We start from the raw sequence: 15,059 nt of genomic DNA, 5'->3' as shown, positions 1-15,059 counted from the left end.
GTCGTTGGCTTGCCATGCGGATCAATCGAACACTCGCTTTGTCATGTCTGCTGATGGCGCTGCCCGTCGCCGCCGCAGCGCAGGCGCCGCCCGCGCCGGCCACCCCCCAGGCGCAGACCGCGCCGCCTGCCCCTCCGCGCACCGCGAATTGCGCGCCGACGCAACAGCCGGGTCACCCGAACCCAAACCCGAATGCGTCGGAGGGAACCACGACCGGCCAGAGCAGCGAGCCGTTGGGCGACAAGCTCTCGCGATCCGATGGCGTGCTGTGCCCTCCATCCGGCGTCGATCCCGAAATGCGCGCGCCGGCCCCGGACGGCGGCAATACCCCGGTGATTCCGCCGCCCGGCAGCCCCGGCGGCGACCAGTCGATCCGGCCCAAATAAAGCCTGTCTCCAATAAGTTGCAGGAGAGGCCGGGTTTGCTTGACAGGCGTGCTCCCCGCTCTTTATATGCCGCGCGTTCGCGCCCGCGGCACTCCTGCCGCCAATCGCGATGCCGTGGCGGGGTAGCTCAGCTGGTTAGAGCACGGGAATCATAATCCTGGGGTCGGGGGTTCGAGTCCCTCCCCCGCTACCACCTTTCCCCACACTCCTTTTACGTGGTTCGGATAGGCCTCTTCCCCGAGTAGGGCATTTAGCCGGCCCGCTATATCTACCGCTACACCACCGGTACGTGCTGGATCGCGGAACACAGTGACCGTCTCGACTAGGTCTCTGATGGCTTCTGCGGCTTCACCGTCGCCTCCACTGACACCTTTCCCAAGAGCTTCTTCAAGCTTACCGAGCTGCTCCTCATACCGTTTGAGAATGGCCGGATGCAGCGCGACTTCCTTCGGGTCGGCCGGTTTATTCCGCAACTCCTCACGTATCCGCCTTCGCTCAGCATCCAGGGTCGTCGATCGCGGCCCTAGAATTGATGGATCACCATGTCCTTTTGCGATCGAATCTACCAGCCTCTCGATCTCCCGGTTTAGTTGACCAAGCTGCTGCTCTAGGCGGTGCCGGTTTGCGTTTGCTGTAGCCGCGAGGCGCTTCCGCTCGTCGAGATACGTGCGTACGTACTCCGAAATAACCTTGGGCGCGCGCAACTCCGCCTTTAGCCCGCTGAGGACTGCGCTCTCGACGGCGTCCAAATAGAAGGTCTTAGCGTCGGGACACGTGCCGCTCTCCGCCGCCGCGGAGCAGCGAATGCGAACGCGCCCAGATTTATCCCGCCCGTTGGTTGCCATGCCCGAGCCGCATGAACCGCAGCGGAGCAGGCCAGAAAGCATCCGACGAGGTCGACGTTGATAGCTTGGGTGGGCGCGACCGCGCTCTTCCTTCCGTTGCTGAGCAGCTTTGAACAGCTCCGGACTAATGATTGCCAGATGCGGCACTTCAGCCACCTGCCATTCGCTCTTAGGGTTTGGTCGTGACAGGCGCTTTCCCGAGTCGGGATCCTTCACCATCCTGACTTTGTTCCAGACGAGACGCCCCACATAAAGCTCGTTCTGTAGAATGCCGGAACCCCTCCCAAGATTGCCATTGATTGTCGAGGCGTTCCATGCGCGGCCCCGAGGAGGTGATATCCTCTCCTTGTTGAGATCGTGCGCTATGTCGCGAGGCGTTCGACCGTCCACGTATTCCCGAAAGATACGGCGGATCACTTGGGCTTCGTCCTCGACGATGATCCGTTCGCCGTTTTTTCCGGCGACTGCGGTGTATCCGTAAGTCAGGCCGCCTCCTGCCAGACCTAGCTTGACCCGCCCTGCTTGGCCACGACGCACCTTATGAGCATTGTCCTCACGATAGAGTTGCCCGACTAGGCCGCGAAGGCCGACCAGCACGGTGTTGACGACGCCTTCATGAACCGCACGGATCTCGATTCCGAGAAAAGACAGTCGCTTATGGATGCCTGCGAGATCTTCCATATCGCGAGAGAGGCGATCGAGTGCCTCGACGACCACCACGTCAAAGGATCGCTCCCGCGCGCGGTCCAACATCCGCAGAAGACCTTCGCGTCCCATGACCGAGCCGCCTGAACGAGCCCGATCTTCATACGTGCTGATAACGGTTAAGCCTTCGCGCTCGGCATAACTTCGACAGAGTGAAAGCTGATCTTCAATTGATCGCTCATTCTGAAGATCGGTTGAGAATCGAGCGTAGATCGTCGCTCTTTTCCTTGTCGCTTCGATTGGCGAGCTCTCTTTCATGATCTTCCCTCGCGGCTAGACGAGCAAGTACGCGCGCGAGGCGTAAGATTGCCTTGTCTGGACTTGTCCGCAAGGACAATTTGCGATGCGCGTTCCTCAAGATCAATCTCTAATTCATCGCGCAACTCAACGAGGTGCACGCGCCTGCCATACACAAAGTCCCGCGGTGGCGATCACCCCTACCATCATGCTCGGGCGGCACCTAAGCGGAACGGCAGCAATCAGCTCGTCGAGCATTCGGCTGCCGCGGCGAAGAAAAAGTGAGATTGGAACGGTTGCGGCCGCCAAAGGCCTCGCTGCCGCGAAGCCATGACGAGCAGCCACGCACGCGCTCGGAGAGAGCGCCTCGGCCAAGTAACCGGCTCGCGAAGTCAGTTTCTGTTCGAGCGCCTCGTGTTTTGGCGCACCCGGCCACTTCACCCCGGAGCCGTAGATACGGGTAGATGCCGATCAGGGCCCAATCGTCGTTTTCCCATGATGCCGCGGTGCCGGAAAGCTCCGCCACGGCGCTCACAGGCGAGCATGAGTGCAGGCGGAACAATCTGATCCAGAATGAAATCAATGCCGTGGCGAGCGAGACTGTCCGACGTCGACGACGGTTTGCAATGGATGCTTATGTCGCGGCTCCAGAGCGCAATCTTCCTCAATGTGGCATGGAGGTTGGAGTTCCAAAACGAGCCGCACGCAAAATGCGAAGATAGTTAGAAACGACCGCTTCGCCGAAAGATTGATCGAGCATCATAATCGAACGAAGCGCGGGCAGGTCGTCGGAGGCGCGATCAGATGGTTGCCTTTCCAGTGGATTCCGTCTTTTCCGGATCCGAACTGGCCGCTCGAAAGGCTGGGCAATCGCTCACGCTTAATGTCTCGCATGATGGAATTCGGTTGCAACGGTACAATCTGGAGCCGGGCGGCTGGCAGCACGAGCCTCTCGACCTCCTCCGTGTCGCGGTTCAAGACAGCGGCACCCCGAGGCTCGAGAGAGTGATCGAAGGCAAGCGGGAACGTCAGCTAAGGCCGATCGGCAAGATTTCGGTGAGTCCTGCATACACCTCGCAAAGGTGGACATGGGATTGCGATATTGCCGTTACGTTGCTGTTCGTGAGGCAAGCATTGGTGGAGGAGATCGCGTCTGAGATCGGTGTTCCGAGACAACGGTTGTGCTTCAAGACCCCGCTTGTGGCGGAGGACAATTTGATACGACACGCCGTAGCCGAACTGGTCGCCGAATGTGCAGGGGGTTCCAATCTTTCCCGGCTTCTGATCGGAGCAGCCGGCAGACATATCGCGACACATCTGGTGGCGCGATATGCTGGATCCGGACGAGAATCGAAGCAGCTCGCGCTACCGGACCGGAAATTGAAGCGAGTGCTCGATTTCATCGAAGAGAACATCGTGCACGATGTCGGTTTGGAAGAGGTCTCCGCAATCGTAGGCATGACGCCGCACTACTTCTGTCGTGCCTTCAGAAAATCGGTGGGAGTTCCGCCGTATCGATATCTTCTTGCCCGCAGAATCGAGCGCTCGAAGAAATTGCTGGCTGCGACCGAAAAGTCGGTCGTCGAAATAGCGCTCGATGTCGGCTTTTCGAGCCATGCACATTTTGGTTCGACCTTCCGCAGAGCGACAGGTTGCACGCCGTCAGAGTATCGCAATCGGTCACGACTCTGATAACTCCCGGGCGACGTGCGTATCCAACTCGCGCGCACAAAACCGGAAGCCTCTCGCACACCTGAGCGCCAGCTTCACTTTCCGGAGCATTTCGAAAGAAAGGGACGGCAAAACAGCTGAGGCCTATTTGCCGATAGTGCGTCCCATTTCTCGATAGCGGCGACAAATCCTCTCGACTACTCAATGATCGGATCGACTGGCCGGCAATCGCTGGAGTTGCGCCTTGCTGAACGAAGACGCATTCGATAACGCCGCGCATGGAGGCCTATCGGACGCCAGTCCGGCGCATCCGTATAGCGCGCTCGATCGCGGGTGACACATGGAGATCGGAGCGAAAGACGTCCTCCCGACGTGTGCCGTTCTAGCAGCGGTGAGGTTCAGCTGCCGGCCATTCTGATAAGGGACCTGCACCATTTGGAGATCACGCGTCTCACTTTGATAGTCTGCACTTTGCAACGATCTCCAGTTGTCGGCGTTCGGCTCACGTAAACGGTTCGAGCCACTGCCGCCAAGACTTATGCGGCGCGGGTGCGCTTCTGTGTTGTCGCGACCCGGTGGGGCCGAGCGATTGCACCCGTTCCGTTGAACGACAGGAGGACAAGTAATGGACGCCGCCGGCAAACAACAGAAGATTCCAGGATATGATTTCGGTACCAACAAGGTTGCCAAATCGCCAATCACCATCGAGGAGTGGGAAGAGCTAAAAAAGTCAGCGCTCTTCTCAGAGGAGGACGTCGTTTATCTGCGCATGTCGGAAGACGTACTCGCGGATCAGGTCGAGGACCTGCTTAAGGTATGGCGCGGTGTCATCTTCGATCACCCCCATCTTCGCGCTTACGACGAAGATCCCAAGACGCACGAAGTAGATAGCGAGTACGCAAAGGCAGTGGCAAAGCGGTTCGGTCAGTGGGTGATCGACACGGCTCGCGCCAAATACGATCAGGCGTGGCTCGATTATCAATACGAAATCGGCCTGCGCCATCATCGATCCAAGAAGAACAAGACTGACCACGGCCACACGCTGGGCCATATCCGCGCCCGGGATCTCCTCGCATTCTGCTCGACGATCGTCGTGCCGATGCGACCATTCCTGGCCAGGAACGGCCATCCGCCGGACATCGTCAACCGGATGTACGACGCTTGGTGGAAGTCGATGATCCTGCAGGCCACACTGTGGGTGCAACCTTATATCCGGGAAGGTGACTTCTGATCGCGCCCAAACACGTCGAAGCACTAATTCGAAAGCGAACGAAGGGCGTGGGAGCAAACAGGAAACTAGCTGGATGGAGTGACGCAATGGACGAAAGGACGCTGCCAAAGAACCTGATCACAGCCGGTTCGACCCCGATCGAGCGGATGTATTTTGCCTGGAACGATGCGCTGTCGCACAACGACGCGGACGCGCTGCTCGCGCTTTATGCCGAGGATGCCTGGTTCGAGAGCCCGCTCGTGCCACACCTTCTGGGCATCGATCGCGGCTACCTGCACGGTCACAAAGAGATTCGGCCGCTCTTCGACATCCTAGCGATCCGAAAGCCGCCAGTGCGACAGTATTATCGGACCGGTTACTTTACCGATGGCAAGCGGTTGATCTGGGAATACCCGCGCGATGCGGGCAAAGGCGAGCAGATGGACTTTGTCGAGGCGATGGATCTCAACGACGACGGCCTGATTCAACGCCATTGCGTGTACTGGGGATGGTACGGATTCCGCGTGCTCCAGCGCAACGAATATCATCGCGGCGAGAATGACTAGAGACAAGACACCGCCCGCTACACATTTACTTCGTGCTCAGGGGGTCACGAAGCGTCCAGAAGCGACGGGGTCGATAGAGGGAGAAAGCGCGGAGTGAGACGATGCCGTCAATTCTGTTCAAGAACGCAAGCGTCCTGCTCGATGGTGAACCGCATCTGCGGCCAAACCTGAACGTATTGGTAAGCGACAACCGGATCGAAGCGGTGACGGATGAATCGGTCGACCGGCCCGATATGACCATCATCGATGTTGCGGGTATGACTCTTATGCCCGGCCTCATCGACGCACATGCCCACGTCACAGGGCTTTCCCTCAGCCCGAAGAACCTGACTTATCCAGGATCGGAGATCGCTGTGGCTGCCGCGAGCTATCTGCACGGCAGCCTAAAGGATGGATTTACGACGATAAGAGAGGCGGGCGGCGTGGACTATGGCATCGCCCGCTTGCTAAAGGAGGGTAAGATCCTTGGCCCCCGGCTTTTTTATTCGGGAAAGGCACTCACGCAGACGGGCGGCGGAGCCGACTTCCGAACGCCCACCGAAGTAACCGATCCATGCGGTCATGTTACTCCAATGTCGGTCATGTCTATGATCACAGACGGCGTCGACGCGGTTCGGCAGGCTGCCCGCGAAGAATTGCGCAAAGGTGCGACGCAGATAAAGGTTTTTGTTTCCGGAGGCGTCGTGTTTCCGGCCGAAGGAACGGCCACGCGCTATGAATTTTCTGAAGCAGAATTGCTGGCCGTCGTCGAAGAGGCAACCGCGCGCGGTACGTACGTCATGGCCCATGTCTATACCGACGAAGGAGCGCAACGCTGCCTGCGCTCCGGTGTCCGTTCGATCGAGCACGGAAACTTCATGGAAGAATCAACCGTAGCCAAGATGCGTGATGCTGAAGCCTTCTTCGATCCAACCTTTATCTCGCTCGTCCAGCGCGTCGAAACTGCAGGTGAGATGGGACTATCGCGCGAAATTGTTGCCAACCTCAAGCGCACGATCGACCGAGGCAAGCAAGTCTATTCGTGGGCCAAGCAGCGCGGGGTTCCCATCGCGCTCGGTACCGATCTTTGGGGGCCAGAAGCGCAAAAATCTCAGCTCAGGGAGCTCGAAGTGCGGCTGGAATTCGATTCTCCTCAAGAGATTCTCAAGTCTGCGACCACAACTAACGCCGACCTTCTACTTCAGAAAGGAAAACTCGGCGTTATTGCACCCAACGCCTATGCCGACTTACTGATCGTCGACGGTAACCCTCTTTTGGATCTCCGGGTTCTTCTAGATCCGTCGCGCAACCTCAAGCTCATCATGAAGGATGGAATCATTGTCAAGAATGAATTGGCGCGATGACTAGGCGGGAGTTGAGGCGCCAATCGTCAATCTTCGCTTCGTTCATCTGCGCTCGAACGCGACGTATGCGGAGATCGGCTTAGCACTGGCAGCCGGACGATGGCATGCCGAATGCCTCTCCTCCTGTATGCTAATGCGCAACGCAAGGAACGAGGAAAGACATGGCCTTTACCCAACAAGTACTGATCGTTGGTGCGGGTCCAACGGGATTGGTGGCGGCCTGCGAGCTCGCGCGATACGGCATTCAATGTCGAATCGTTGAAAAGGAACACGCCATTTCGAAGAAGTCTCGCGCGATCGCTGTTCAGGCGCGAACACTGGAAATCCTGCAGATCGCGGATATGGACGTGGATCGATTCCTGAAGCAGGGCCATCCCGCCCGGCAGGGCAGGATCTTCGACGAAGCTGGCGACATGATTGCGCAGGTCGATTTCGATCATCTGCAAACGACATATCCATTCATGCTGTTACTTCCGCAGAACGAGACTGAAGAGATATTCGAGAGCCGTCTGAGCCGGTACGGAGTAAAAGTCGAGCGGGGGACCGAACTCATCGGCTGCGTTCAGGACCGTTCAGCGGTACGGGTCGGATTACGCAGGGTCGACGGTACGTTCGAGGATGCTGAGTTCGAATGGGTCATCGGGTGCGATGGGGCGCACAGTTTGGTGAGGCATTTGCTGGGATTCTCATTTGAGGGCGCGAGCTACGAAGATGAGTTCATGCTGGCCGACGTTCACGTCGACGGGGACCTCGACACCTCTGCATTCCACGTCTTCACGGCGGCGAAGGGGGCCGCTCGCGTTTTTCCCACTGAAGGATGGGCGGTGCCGAGTTGTGGCGGACAATCCGCCCAAGACCTGGGGCGACGAACCGAGTCTGGCGGAGTGCCAGGCCTTGATCGACGAAAGAGGGCCCAGTGGAATGAGGCTCCACTCTCCTCGCTGGCTCTCTAAATTCCGCCTGCATCACCGGAAGGTCCAAGAACTCCGCAAGGGCCGCGTCTTCCTGGCCGGCGACGCCGCACACATTCACAGTCCCGCGGGCGGGCAGGGGATGAATACCGGCATTCAGGACGCATTCAATCTAGCTTGGAAGCTCGCATTCGTCGTTCGCGATATGGCGGACCCGACCCTGCTCGATAGCTATCAATCCGAGCGTCTGCCGATAGATGAGATGGTGATCCGTAATTCGGATCGACTTACGCGATTTGTAACCCTCAAGAACCCGGTTGCACGATATCTCCGCGACCACCTGGTCCCCATCGTGTCGAGTTTCGGACGCCTCCGCCAAAGGGTAGGGGAAGCCGTATCGGAGCTCGCGATCGGATATCGGCACAGCCCGATTTGCGAAGACCACTACACGCCCGGCTCCGACATTCCGGCTGGCGACCGGGCGCCTGACATCGAGGTCTCAGATGACGGCCAAAGCGGCAGACTTCATAATCTTTTAAGGCAAGGTGACACAACGCTGTTGATCAGCAGCACGGGCGATGATCTCGGAGATGCCGAGCATGTCCTTAAGACAGGGATTCCGGCTTGGGTACGGGTCGTGTGGGCAGTTCAGACAGGCCATCCATTCGGTAGGTCGGCCGTGCATCTGATCAGGCCGGACGGATACGTCGGCTTGCGGTGCAGCCTAAGCGATGCTGGAACTCGCTTGGCTCCCTATTTCTCTCGCTTGACGGGCCGAGATTTCCCGGTCCGACGGGAAACCGAGAAACGTCATCAAGTCAAGGCTTGATGCTGTCAAAGCTGCGTACACTGCGATGCAGGTTTACCGCGGGACCTGTGTCCAAGCTTGCGGATTGGCGCGCAGTCTCTTTCACCTGATCAGAGCACCAGCCTCTCAACAATGGCTGCACCTACAGCCTCGACATGCACACGCATGAGGCCACGGGCTTTCCAACAGAGACTCAAATCGGATTATGGGTTTTGATTTGGAGGCTCCAACGAATTGCATGAACTAGCCCTTGCACCTGCGTCGCCCTGGGTACAAATCCAGGATCGCCAGTACCTCTACGCTTTCAAAAACGCTTCCTTACCCGCCCAAGATTCCAAGCTGATCGTGAACATAGAAAGATCGACCAAGCGTAGTACCTGGTTAGAGGTCGAGGCCATGCGGCCGGCAATTTTCTGAACAGCGAGCTTCTCCTTGACGTAGTTGTGCTTAGGGATGGTCGCCTTCACAGTTCGGCGTCATGGACACATCGCGAACAGAAGGCGGCGTACCTGTCGGCCGCTGATTCATAATCGACCCTCTGGAAGTTGCACGTAACCCGTTGCAAACTAATCAAAGCCTCACTTGAGGAACTCCAACGAGCGTTGATGCAAAGTCCTATGGCAATCTAAGGCCGCCATGATAGGCGGCCTCTTCTATCTTCGTGCTTATCGTCGCGGAATTGAGGCACGCTTCTTCGCTACTTTTGCATATACGAGTTTGGGTTTGTCGACGGGCTCTCGGAAGACCCTTTGTGCAAGGATCGTTTGCCGTTGATCTGTACGATGGTCCCGCCATCTCAAGAAGCGAGTCTTGCGCGTCCTGCAACCACCGATTCTTGCGATGCCGGCGCAGGCGATCCAGAAGGTCGCTTTAGATGACTCAAGCCTGCGCGCCTCCCTTGACCGGCATCACCTTCTTGGGATCGAGCCAGTGGTCGATCCGATCAGCCCAATGCTGCATCAGCTTGGTGCGCGAGCCGATCAGCGCGAGCGGCCCGTGCTTCTTGTAGAGGCCTTCCACGGTCGAGTTATCGAGATGCGCAAGCTGCAGCTCGACAACATCGCCATCCCATGCCTTGGCGTCCTTGATCTCTTCGTGGTGAGACAGTGTCGAGAACGTGGTCCGGAATCCATGGGCGCAATGATCAGTCTTGGTGTCAATGCCCAGCAGCCGCAGGCGCTTGTTGAGCGTGTTGTTCGATAGCGGCGCGTCCTTCGAGCACGAAAACGCGTACCGGCGATGGCCGGTCAGCTTCTGAACGCTACGCAGGATTGCAAGTGCCTGCCGTGACAAAGGCACGACATGGTCCCAGCCGGTCTTCATTTTGGTGGCTGGAATAGTCCAGCGTTTGGCATCCCAATCGACCTCGCTCCACTCCATTTCATTGACCATGCCGGGGCGGGGAATGGTCAGCGCATCGAAGCGCAAGGCAAGGCCAACAACGTCACCAAACCTCGCTTTCGTCCACGGTGCGCTGATGAGCTTGAAGACGCGCGTCACGTCCCGTGGTTCGGTGACACCGGGACGCGGCGTCGAAATGTTGACAATCATCTGCCCACGCAGGTTGCGGAATGGATTGTAGCCGTCACCTTCGACATCGGCATAGTCGCAGATTTGCTCACCGATGCTGCGCACGCGGTCGCGGGTTTCCAGTTTCCCCTCGGCTTCGTATGAACGCATGAAAGCGAGCACGTCTGGACGCTTGATGTCCTGCCGGCACAGCTTGCCGAAGCGCTTCTTGACGTAGCGGACGCGGAGTTCAAGCACCTCGATGGTCTTGGGATCGCGCACCGCGACGATCCTGCCGCGTTTGACTTTCTCCACCTTCTTCTTCGCGAGCCACTCGTCGGCCCATTGCCCGAAGGGCCGGGCAGCCGCCTGCCTGTGCTTATCGAGCTGCTTCTCGGTGCTCGGGTCCTTGCCGTCCTTGAGCAGGTCTTTGGCCTTGTCGCGCTCGCGCCGCGCGTCGGCGAGCGAGAACGTGCCATCCTTGCCGTTGCCGTAAGGTCCGATGGAGTAGGTTTTCTGGCGGCCGTGGAAACGGTAACTCATCCGCCAGAGCTTGGAGGCAGCGTTGCCGGGCCTGCTCACGTCCGGCGTGACGAAGAGATAGAGCCAGCCGCCGGTCACGTCGGAAATCTTGGCGGGACTCCACGCGCCATTGTCAAATTTCGGTCGAGCGGCGCGGCAGTCGACGTCGGTCCTGATCTGCTTGGGATTGGCGCATGCGCCGTCGTTCTTGCCGGCCATCTGCTCAATTCCTTCATTCGGAAAAGCGAAAGTCGCCGTGAACGTTTGTTCTCCCGATACCAGCACGATACCAGCAAAAATACCAGCAAATCGGGCGGCTGGGATCGGAGGAGAACAAACGGTGACGAACCAGACTGTACGCGGAAGTGCCTATTTTTCAAGGGCTTCCGAGCACTGCGCGAACGGTTGCGGACGATTTGGAACGGGGCTGAACAGGCTAGTTGGTGCCCCTGGCCGGAATCGAACCAGCACTCCTTGCGGAACTCGATTTTGAGTCGAGCGCGTCTACCAGTTCCGCCACAGGGGCATTCGTGACCGAGGCCGTTTGGAGGGCCCTGGTCGCGAAGCGCGGCGGACTATAGCGGGCGGCCCGTCACCGTCAACCCGCGCGGATGTGATTGTCCCGCGCCTCGACAGCGGTATTTTCGCGAGATACGACCCGCCTTGAGCATGGAGGGAGGATGATGGCCCAACCGGATGATGCTCGCAGGAGACCCGCCGTGACGCTTGCCACCGCCCATCCTTCGCATGCTGGCGCAGCCGGCAACCCCGCGCTGACGGCTTCGGCTGCGATCGCGGTGATCGCTTTGGCGACCTTGGCGGGCGCCTGGTTCTTCCAGCTCGTGCTGGAGATCGTGCCCTGTCCGCTCTGCCTCGAGCAGCGCTATGCCTATTATCTCGCGGTCCCGCTCGGCGCGGTGATCGCGGTTGCGGCGGCGAGGGAGGCTCCGCGCCCGGTGCTGCTGGCCGGACTTGCGCTGCTCGGCCTCGCGGCGCTCGCCAATGCCGGGCTCGGTGCCTACCACGCGGGCGTCGAATGGGGGTTCTGGCAGGGGCCGACCGATTGCACCGGCCCAATGGTGGATTTCGGCAAGGCCGGCTCGCTGCTGGATCAACTGGACAAGGTCAAGGTGGTCCGCTGCGACGAAGTGCAGTGGCGCTTCCTCGGCATCTCGCTCGCCGGCTACAACGTATTGATCTCGCTGCTGATGGCCGCGATCGCCGCCTGGGGCCTGGCGAAGACTGCGAAGGCGTGACGGCGCCCACCACTGGCGGCCGCGGAGCACAGCCGATGGGTTTCGCTGCGCTCTACCTATCCTACGCTCTCGATCTAATCGTCGACGTCGTCCTGCGGCCGTCCGAACAGATGGATGATGCCCGGCGTCGAGACGGTCACGAACACGAAGCGCGACAAATGGTGGGCGCCGACGAAGATCGGGTCGATATGCAGCGTCAGCGCCAGCGCCAGCATCGCATCCATCGCGCCGGGGGCGAAGGCGACCACGACGTCCGCCAGCCGCACATGGGTGGTGAACGCGATCACCGTGACGAATACGGCGGAGATCAGGATCGCGATCGCGAACGATCCGATCCCGGCATTGATGTGCTTGAGCAGGGTCGAGGTCTTCATCCGTGCGAAGCGGGTGCCGATCACGGCGCCGATGCCGACCAGCGCGACGTTGCGGATCGAGGGCGGCAGGCCGCCGTCGACCAGTCCCCCGCCGTGCAGCAGGCTCGAGGCCAGCATCGCGCCGAACATCCAGCTCGCCGGAAATTTCACCCAGCGCAGCAACAGCGCGACAGCAATCGACGCCGCGACCAGGACCGCGAGGCCGAACGGGGAGGCGGCCCCCGTAGGCAGGGGCAGTTGCGCGGCATGGGTCACCCCGCTCACCGCCAGCATGATCGGCAGCGCCGCGGTCAGGATGATCACGCGCATGGTCTGCACCACGGCAATGCCTGCGACATCGGCGCCTTTCTCCGCGGCGAGGATGGTGATCTGTGAAAGTGCGCCCGGGCTGCCGGCGAGGAAGGCCGAGGTCTGATCCCAGCCGTGCACGCGCTGCAGGTAGTAGCTCGAGCCGAAGGTCGAACAGAAGGTCGCGAGCGCCAGCAGGCCGATGGTGAGCGGATAGGAGCCCATGTGCTGCAGCAATTGCTGCGACATCAGGGAGCCCAGCGAGATGCCGAGCAGCAGCAGCACTGATTGCGTCAGCACCGGCGGCATCGCCAGCGGCCGCCCCATCAGCGCAGCGATCGCGACCGCGGTCATCGCGCCGGAGATCAGCCCGCCCGGCAACTGAGCCCAGAAGAACAATAAGCCGCCGGCGCTGCCGATGACGATGGTCTCGAGCGCGCTGAGCAGTTTGGCGCGGCTGGGAACGGCAGGTGCTATCGATGCGCGGATTAGGGTCACGCCGTCTTATGGCAAATCCGCGTTAACGGAACAATTGCATCGGCGCGGTGCAGCAATGCATCGGCCGGGTCGATCCGTGGCAGCGAGATTTGTGACGGAGACAAGACATTCCGTCAGGCGGTTGGCCGCGCACGGCGCGAGATTGCGCGAGGTCGACGCAAAGAAATCGCCCCGGAGGCCGTCCGGGGCGATTCGATCCGCGCGGCTCCACGCGCCGCTTGGTGGATGCGCGCCGCTCAATGGAGCGGGCGGGACGCGCGAAGCATCGTCGCTTACTGCTTGGCCGGGGCGGGCGCCGCTGCCGGAGCCGCCTTGCCGCCAGCTTCCTTTATGCATTCCCGACGAAACTTCTTGCGCTCCTTGCCCTTCAGGCCCTTTTCGTCCGCTTGCTTCGAGCATTCGATCGAAGCGGCGCTGCGCGGCTTGGCTTCCTTTGGCGCCTTGGCCGTGGCAGCGGGAGCGGCGCCGGGGGCCGGTGCGGGGGTTTGCGCGAAGGCTCCGCCCATCGCCAAGGCAGTGGCAAGGGCGGCGACGGTCGCGAGCGAGGAAATCTTCATCATGGGTGCACCTCGTGGGGAATGGAGGCAGGGACGGTCGCGCGGCGATGCTGAACCGCGGATGAACGTGCGACATTTTGGCTGAGACAAAATTTTAGCGGCAGAGCAGGCCCGCGCGTTGTCGCACGCGACGGTTGCGCTAGGATAATGGTCTTATGCCATTGCCCCCCAAGGGAGACCAGGGATGACCATCAAGACCAGATTGTTGTGCGTGATTGCCGTGTCCGGTTTCGCAGCCTTTGCGGCGAGCGCGCCAGCGCATGCCCTGACCATGCAGGAGTGTAGCGCCAAGTACAAGGCCGCCAAGGCCGACGGCAGCCTCAACGGTCAGAAATGGAATGATTTCCGCAAGACCCAGTGCGGCGCCGATGCAACCCCAGCCGCGGCACCTGCCGCGCCGCCTCCGGCCGCCGCTGCGCCCGCACCGGCCGCACCGAAGGAAGCCAAGAGGGAAGCCGCTCCTGCCGCGGCACCCGCGGGTCAGGCAGTGTTTCCCAACGCCGTCGATCCCAAATACTCCAAGGAGTCTGAAGGCAAGGCGCGCATGCACACCTGCGTCGACCAGTACAACGCCAACAAGTCGACCGGCGGCAATGCCGGGCTGAAGTGGATCCAGAAGGGCGGCGGCTATTACAGCGAATGCAACAAGCGCCTGAAGGGCGCGGCCTGAGCTCGCCTGATCGACGTTGATGAGCGGCCGGCGCCACGCCGGCCGCTTTTTTTATCGCTCCTGCTTCACGGCCCGTCGTCGAGCAGCTTGTCCGCCGATTTGGCCAGCAGTTGTGCCCGACCGCGCGGGCCGCGTTCGAGAAACAGCAGGCTCTGGCCGAAGATGAAGCAGTAGAACAGGAAGGCCTTGGCGTCGGCCTGCTCGGCCGGAAGTCCGGTCGCGCGATAGAGCTGTCCGACATTCTTCAGCCGCGCGGCGTCGACGCTGGCGACCGCGCTCGCCGCGGCCTCGTCGGTGCGGGCCCACTGCCGGATCGCAAGCTCGATCGCCATCGCCTCGGTGTTCATATGCTCGGAATAGAGCGTGATGATCGCCTTCAGCCGCTCGCGCGCGGTCGCGCCGTCGAGCGCGGTGTGTTTCTCGATCGTGGCGATGCGGCCGTCGCGCCAGTGCGACAGCATGCCCTCGAGCAGCGCAGCGCGATCCCTGAAGCGACGGTAGAAACCGCCCTTGGTGACGCCGAGGTTCTTCGCCAGCACCTCGACCCGCACCCCATCGATGCCTGAGCGCGCGAGCTCGGCGAAACCGGCTGCGACCCAGACGTCGCTCTTGCCCTCAGTCATCTCATCTCCCGCGCGCGGCCTTGTGATACGGTACCGTATTGCTAGCCTGTCCGGGCGCTGATACGCTACCGTATCACAAG

Annotated in this window: 15 protein-coding genes and 2 tRNA genes; 10 read left to right on the top strand and 7 right to left on the bottom strand. The window is 60.4% G+C overall.

All coding sequences use genetic code 11. The features are described from left to right. Positions 1-14: 14 nt before the first annotated feature. Complete coding sequence (locus P6U25_RS31760; RefSeq protein WP_407152666.1) at positions 15-386, top strand: hypothetical protein; 372 nt, start codon at positions 15-17, stop codon at positions 384-386. 116 nt (positions 387-502) lie between these two features. Next, positions 503-579 (top strand) — tRNA-Met (locus P6U25_RS31755). Here the strand turns inward: P6U25_RS31755 and P6U25_RS31750 are convergent. Beyond that, positions 536-2,194, bottom strand: coding sequence for a recombinase family protein (locus P6U25_RS31750; protein WP_407152665.1), 1,659 nt, complete (start codon positions 2,192-2,194; stop codon positions 536-538). The genes P6U25_RS31755 and P6U25_RS31750 overlap by 44 nt on opposite strands. A 783-nt stretch (positions 2,195-2,977) precedes the next feature. Here P6U25_RS31750 and P6U25_RS31745 point away from each other — a divergent pair. From P6U25_RS31745 to P6U25_RS31720, 6 genes are all read left to right on the top strand, one after another. Next, positions 2,978-3,865, top strand: coding sequence for a helix-turn-helix domain-containing protein (locus P6U25_RS31745; protein ID WP_407148684.1), 888 nt, complete (start codon positions 2,978-2,980; stop codon positions 3,863-3,865). Positions 3,866-4,469: 604 nt separating this feature from the next. Continuing rightward, positions 4,470-5,075: a protoglobin domain-containing protein gene (locus P6U25_RS31740; RefSeq protein WP_407148683.1), complete on the top strand. Its 606-nt coding sequence runs from the start codon at positions 4,470-4,472 to the stop codon at positions 5,073-5,075. An 86-nt stretch (positions 5,076-5,161) separates the two neighbouring features. Beyond that, positions 5,162-5,620, top strand: a complete 459-nt coding sequence (locus tag P6U25_RS31735; protein ID WP_407148682.1) for a nuclear transport factor 2 family protein — start codon at positions 5,162-5,164, stop codon at positions 5,618-5,620. A gap of 101 nt (positions 5,621-5,721) precedes the next feature. Further along, positions 5,722-6,963 (top strand): amidohydrolase family protein, encoded by a 1,242-nt coding sequence (locus tag P6U25_RS31730; protein WP_407148681.1) that lies wholly within the window; start codon positions 5,722-5,724, stop codon positions 6,961-6,963. 161 nt (positions 6,964-7,124) lie between these two features. Then, on the top strand, positions 7,125-7,916 hold the full coding sequence (locus P6U25_RS31725; protein WP_407148680.1) for an FAD-dependent oxidoreductase: 792 nt from the start codon (positions 7,125-7,127) through the stop codon (positions 7,914-7,916). Continuing rightward, on the top strand, positions 7,798-8,703 hold the full coding sequence (locus P6U25_RS31720) for an FAD-dependent monooxygenase (protein ID WP_407148679.1): 906 nt from the start codon (positions 7,798-7,800) through the stop codon (positions 8,701-8,703). Before P6U25_RS31725 ends, P6U25_RS31720 begins: the two co-directional genes overlap by 119 nt. Before the next feature lie 275 nt (positions 8,704-8,978). On the opposite strand, the gene P6U25_RS31715 is transcribed toward P6U25_RS31720, so the two are convergent. The 3 genes from P6U25_RS31715 to P6U25_RS31705 form a co-directional block, all read right to left on the bottom strand. Further along, on the bottom strand, positions 8,979-9,149 hold the full coding sequence (locus P6U25_RS31715) for a hypothetical protein (RefSeq protein WP_407148678.1): 171 nt from the start codon (positions 9,147-9,149) through the stop codon (positions 8,979-8,981). 412 nt (positions 9,150-9,561) lie between these two features. Further along, positions 9,562-10,932, bottom strand: a complete 1,371-nt coding sequence (locus P6U25_RS31710) for a tyrosine-type recombinase/integrase (RefSeq protein ID WP_407148677.1) — start codon at positions 10,930-10,932, stop codon at positions 9,562-9,564. 222 nt (positions 10,933-11,154) lie between these two features. Beyond that, positions 11,155-11,239, bottom strand: a tRNA-Leu gene (locus tag P6U25_RS31705). A 157-nt stretch (positions 11,240-11,396) separates the two neighbouring features. Here P6U25_RS31705 and P6U25_RS31700 point away from each other — a divergent pair. Next, positions 11,397-11,969: a disulfide bond formation protein B gene (locus tag P6U25_RS31700; protein WP_407148676.1), complete on the top strand. Its 573-nt coding sequence runs from the start codon at positions 11,397-11,399 to the stop codon at positions 11,967-11,969. Between the two features lie 74 nt (positions 11,970-12,043). Here the strand turns inward: P6U25_RS31700 and P6U25_RS31695 are convergent, their stop codons facing one another. Both P6U25_RS31695 and P6U25_RS31690 read right to left on the bottom strand, forming a co-directional pair. Then, positions 12,044-13,129, bottom strand: a complete 1,086-nt coding sequence (locus P6U25_RS31695; protein WP_407148675.1) for an AbrB family transcriptional regulator — start codon at positions 13,127-13,129, stop codon at positions 12,044-12,046. A gap of 272 nt (positions 13,130-13,401) precedes the next feature. Next, positions 13,402-13,686: a PsiF family protein gene (locus P6U25_RS31690; RefSeq protein WP_407152664.1), complete on the bottom strand. Its 285-nt coding sequence runs from the start codon at positions 13,684-13,686 to the stop codon at positions 13,402-13,404. 184 nt (positions 13,687-13,870) lie between these two features. Between P6U25_RS31690 and P6U25_RS31685 the strand changes: the two genes are divergently transcribed. Beyond that, positions 13,871-14,356: a hypothetical protein gene (locus P6U25_RS31685; RefSeq protein ID WP_407148674.1), complete on the top strand. Its 486-nt coding sequence runs from the start codon at positions 13,871-13,873 to the stop codon at positions 14,354-14,356. Between the two features lie 65 nt (positions 14,357-14,421). Here the strand turns inward: P6U25_RS31685 and P6U25_RS31680 are convergent, their stop codons facing one another. Next, positions 14,422-14,979, bottom strand: coding sequence for a TetR/AcrR family transcriptional regulator (locus P6U25_RS31680; protein ID WP_407148673.1), 558 nt, complete (start codon positions 14,977-14,979; stop codon positions 14,422-14,424). Positions 14,980-15,059 lie beyond the last annotated feature (80 nt).

Source organism: Bradyrhizobium sp. ORS 86 (assembly GCF_045571475.1).
GTDB lineage: Bacteria > Pseudomonadota > Alphaproteobacteria > Rhizobiales > Xanthobacteraceae > Bradyrhizobium.
Note: the sequence above shows the minus strand (reverse complement) of the source record. Positions and strands in the feature narration are given on the sequence as shown.

Coding starts and splice junctions, on each gene's coding strand:
- P6U25_RS31760 (WP_407152666.1), top strand. CDS start 15: ATGCGGATCAATCGAACACTCGCTTTGTCATGTCTGCTGATGGCGCTG.
- P6U25_RS31750 (WP_407152665.1), bottom strand. CDS start 2,194: ATGAAAGAGAGCTCGCCAATCGAAGCGACAAGGAAAAGAGCGACGATC.
- P6U25_RS31745 (WP_407148684.1), top strand. CDS start 2,978: ATGGTTGCCTTTCCAGTGGATTCCGTCTTTTCCGGATCCGAACTGGCC.
- P6U25_RS31740 (WP_407148683.1), top strand. CDS start 4,470: ATGGACGCCGCCGGCAAACAACAGAAGATTCCAGGATATGATTTCGGT.
- P6U25_RS31735 (WP_407148682.1), top strand. CDS start 5,162: ATGGACGAAAGGACGCTGCCAAAGAACCTGATCACAGCCGGTTCGACC.
- P6U25_RS31730 (WP_407148681.1), top strand. CDS start 5,722: ATGCCGTCAATTCTGTTCAAGAACGCAAGCGTCCTGCTCGATGGTGAA.
- P6U25_RS31725 (WP_407148680.1), top strand. CDS start 7,125: ATGGCCTTTACCCAACAAGTACTGATCGTTGGTGCGGGTCCAACGGGA.
- P6U25_RS31710 (WP_407148677.1), bottom strand. CDS start 10,932: ATGGCCGGCAAGAACGACGGCGCATGCGCCAATCCCAAGCAGATCAGG.
- P6U25_RS31700 (WP_407148676.1), top strand. CDS start 11,397: ATGGCCCAACCGGATGATGCTCGCAGGAGACCCGCCGTGACGCTTGCC.
- P6U25_RS31690 (WP_407152664.1), bottom strand. CDS start 13,686: ATGAAGATTTCCTCGCTCGCGACCGTCGCCGCCCTTGCCACTGCCTTG.
- P6U25_RS31685 (WP_407148674.1), top strand. CDS start 13,871: ATGACCATCAAGACCAGATTGTTGTGCGTGATTGCCGTGTCCGGTTTC.
- P6U25_RS31680 (WP_407148673.1), bottom strand. CDS start 14,979: ATGACTGAGGGCAAGAGCGACGTCTGGGTCGCAGCCGGTTTCGCCGAG.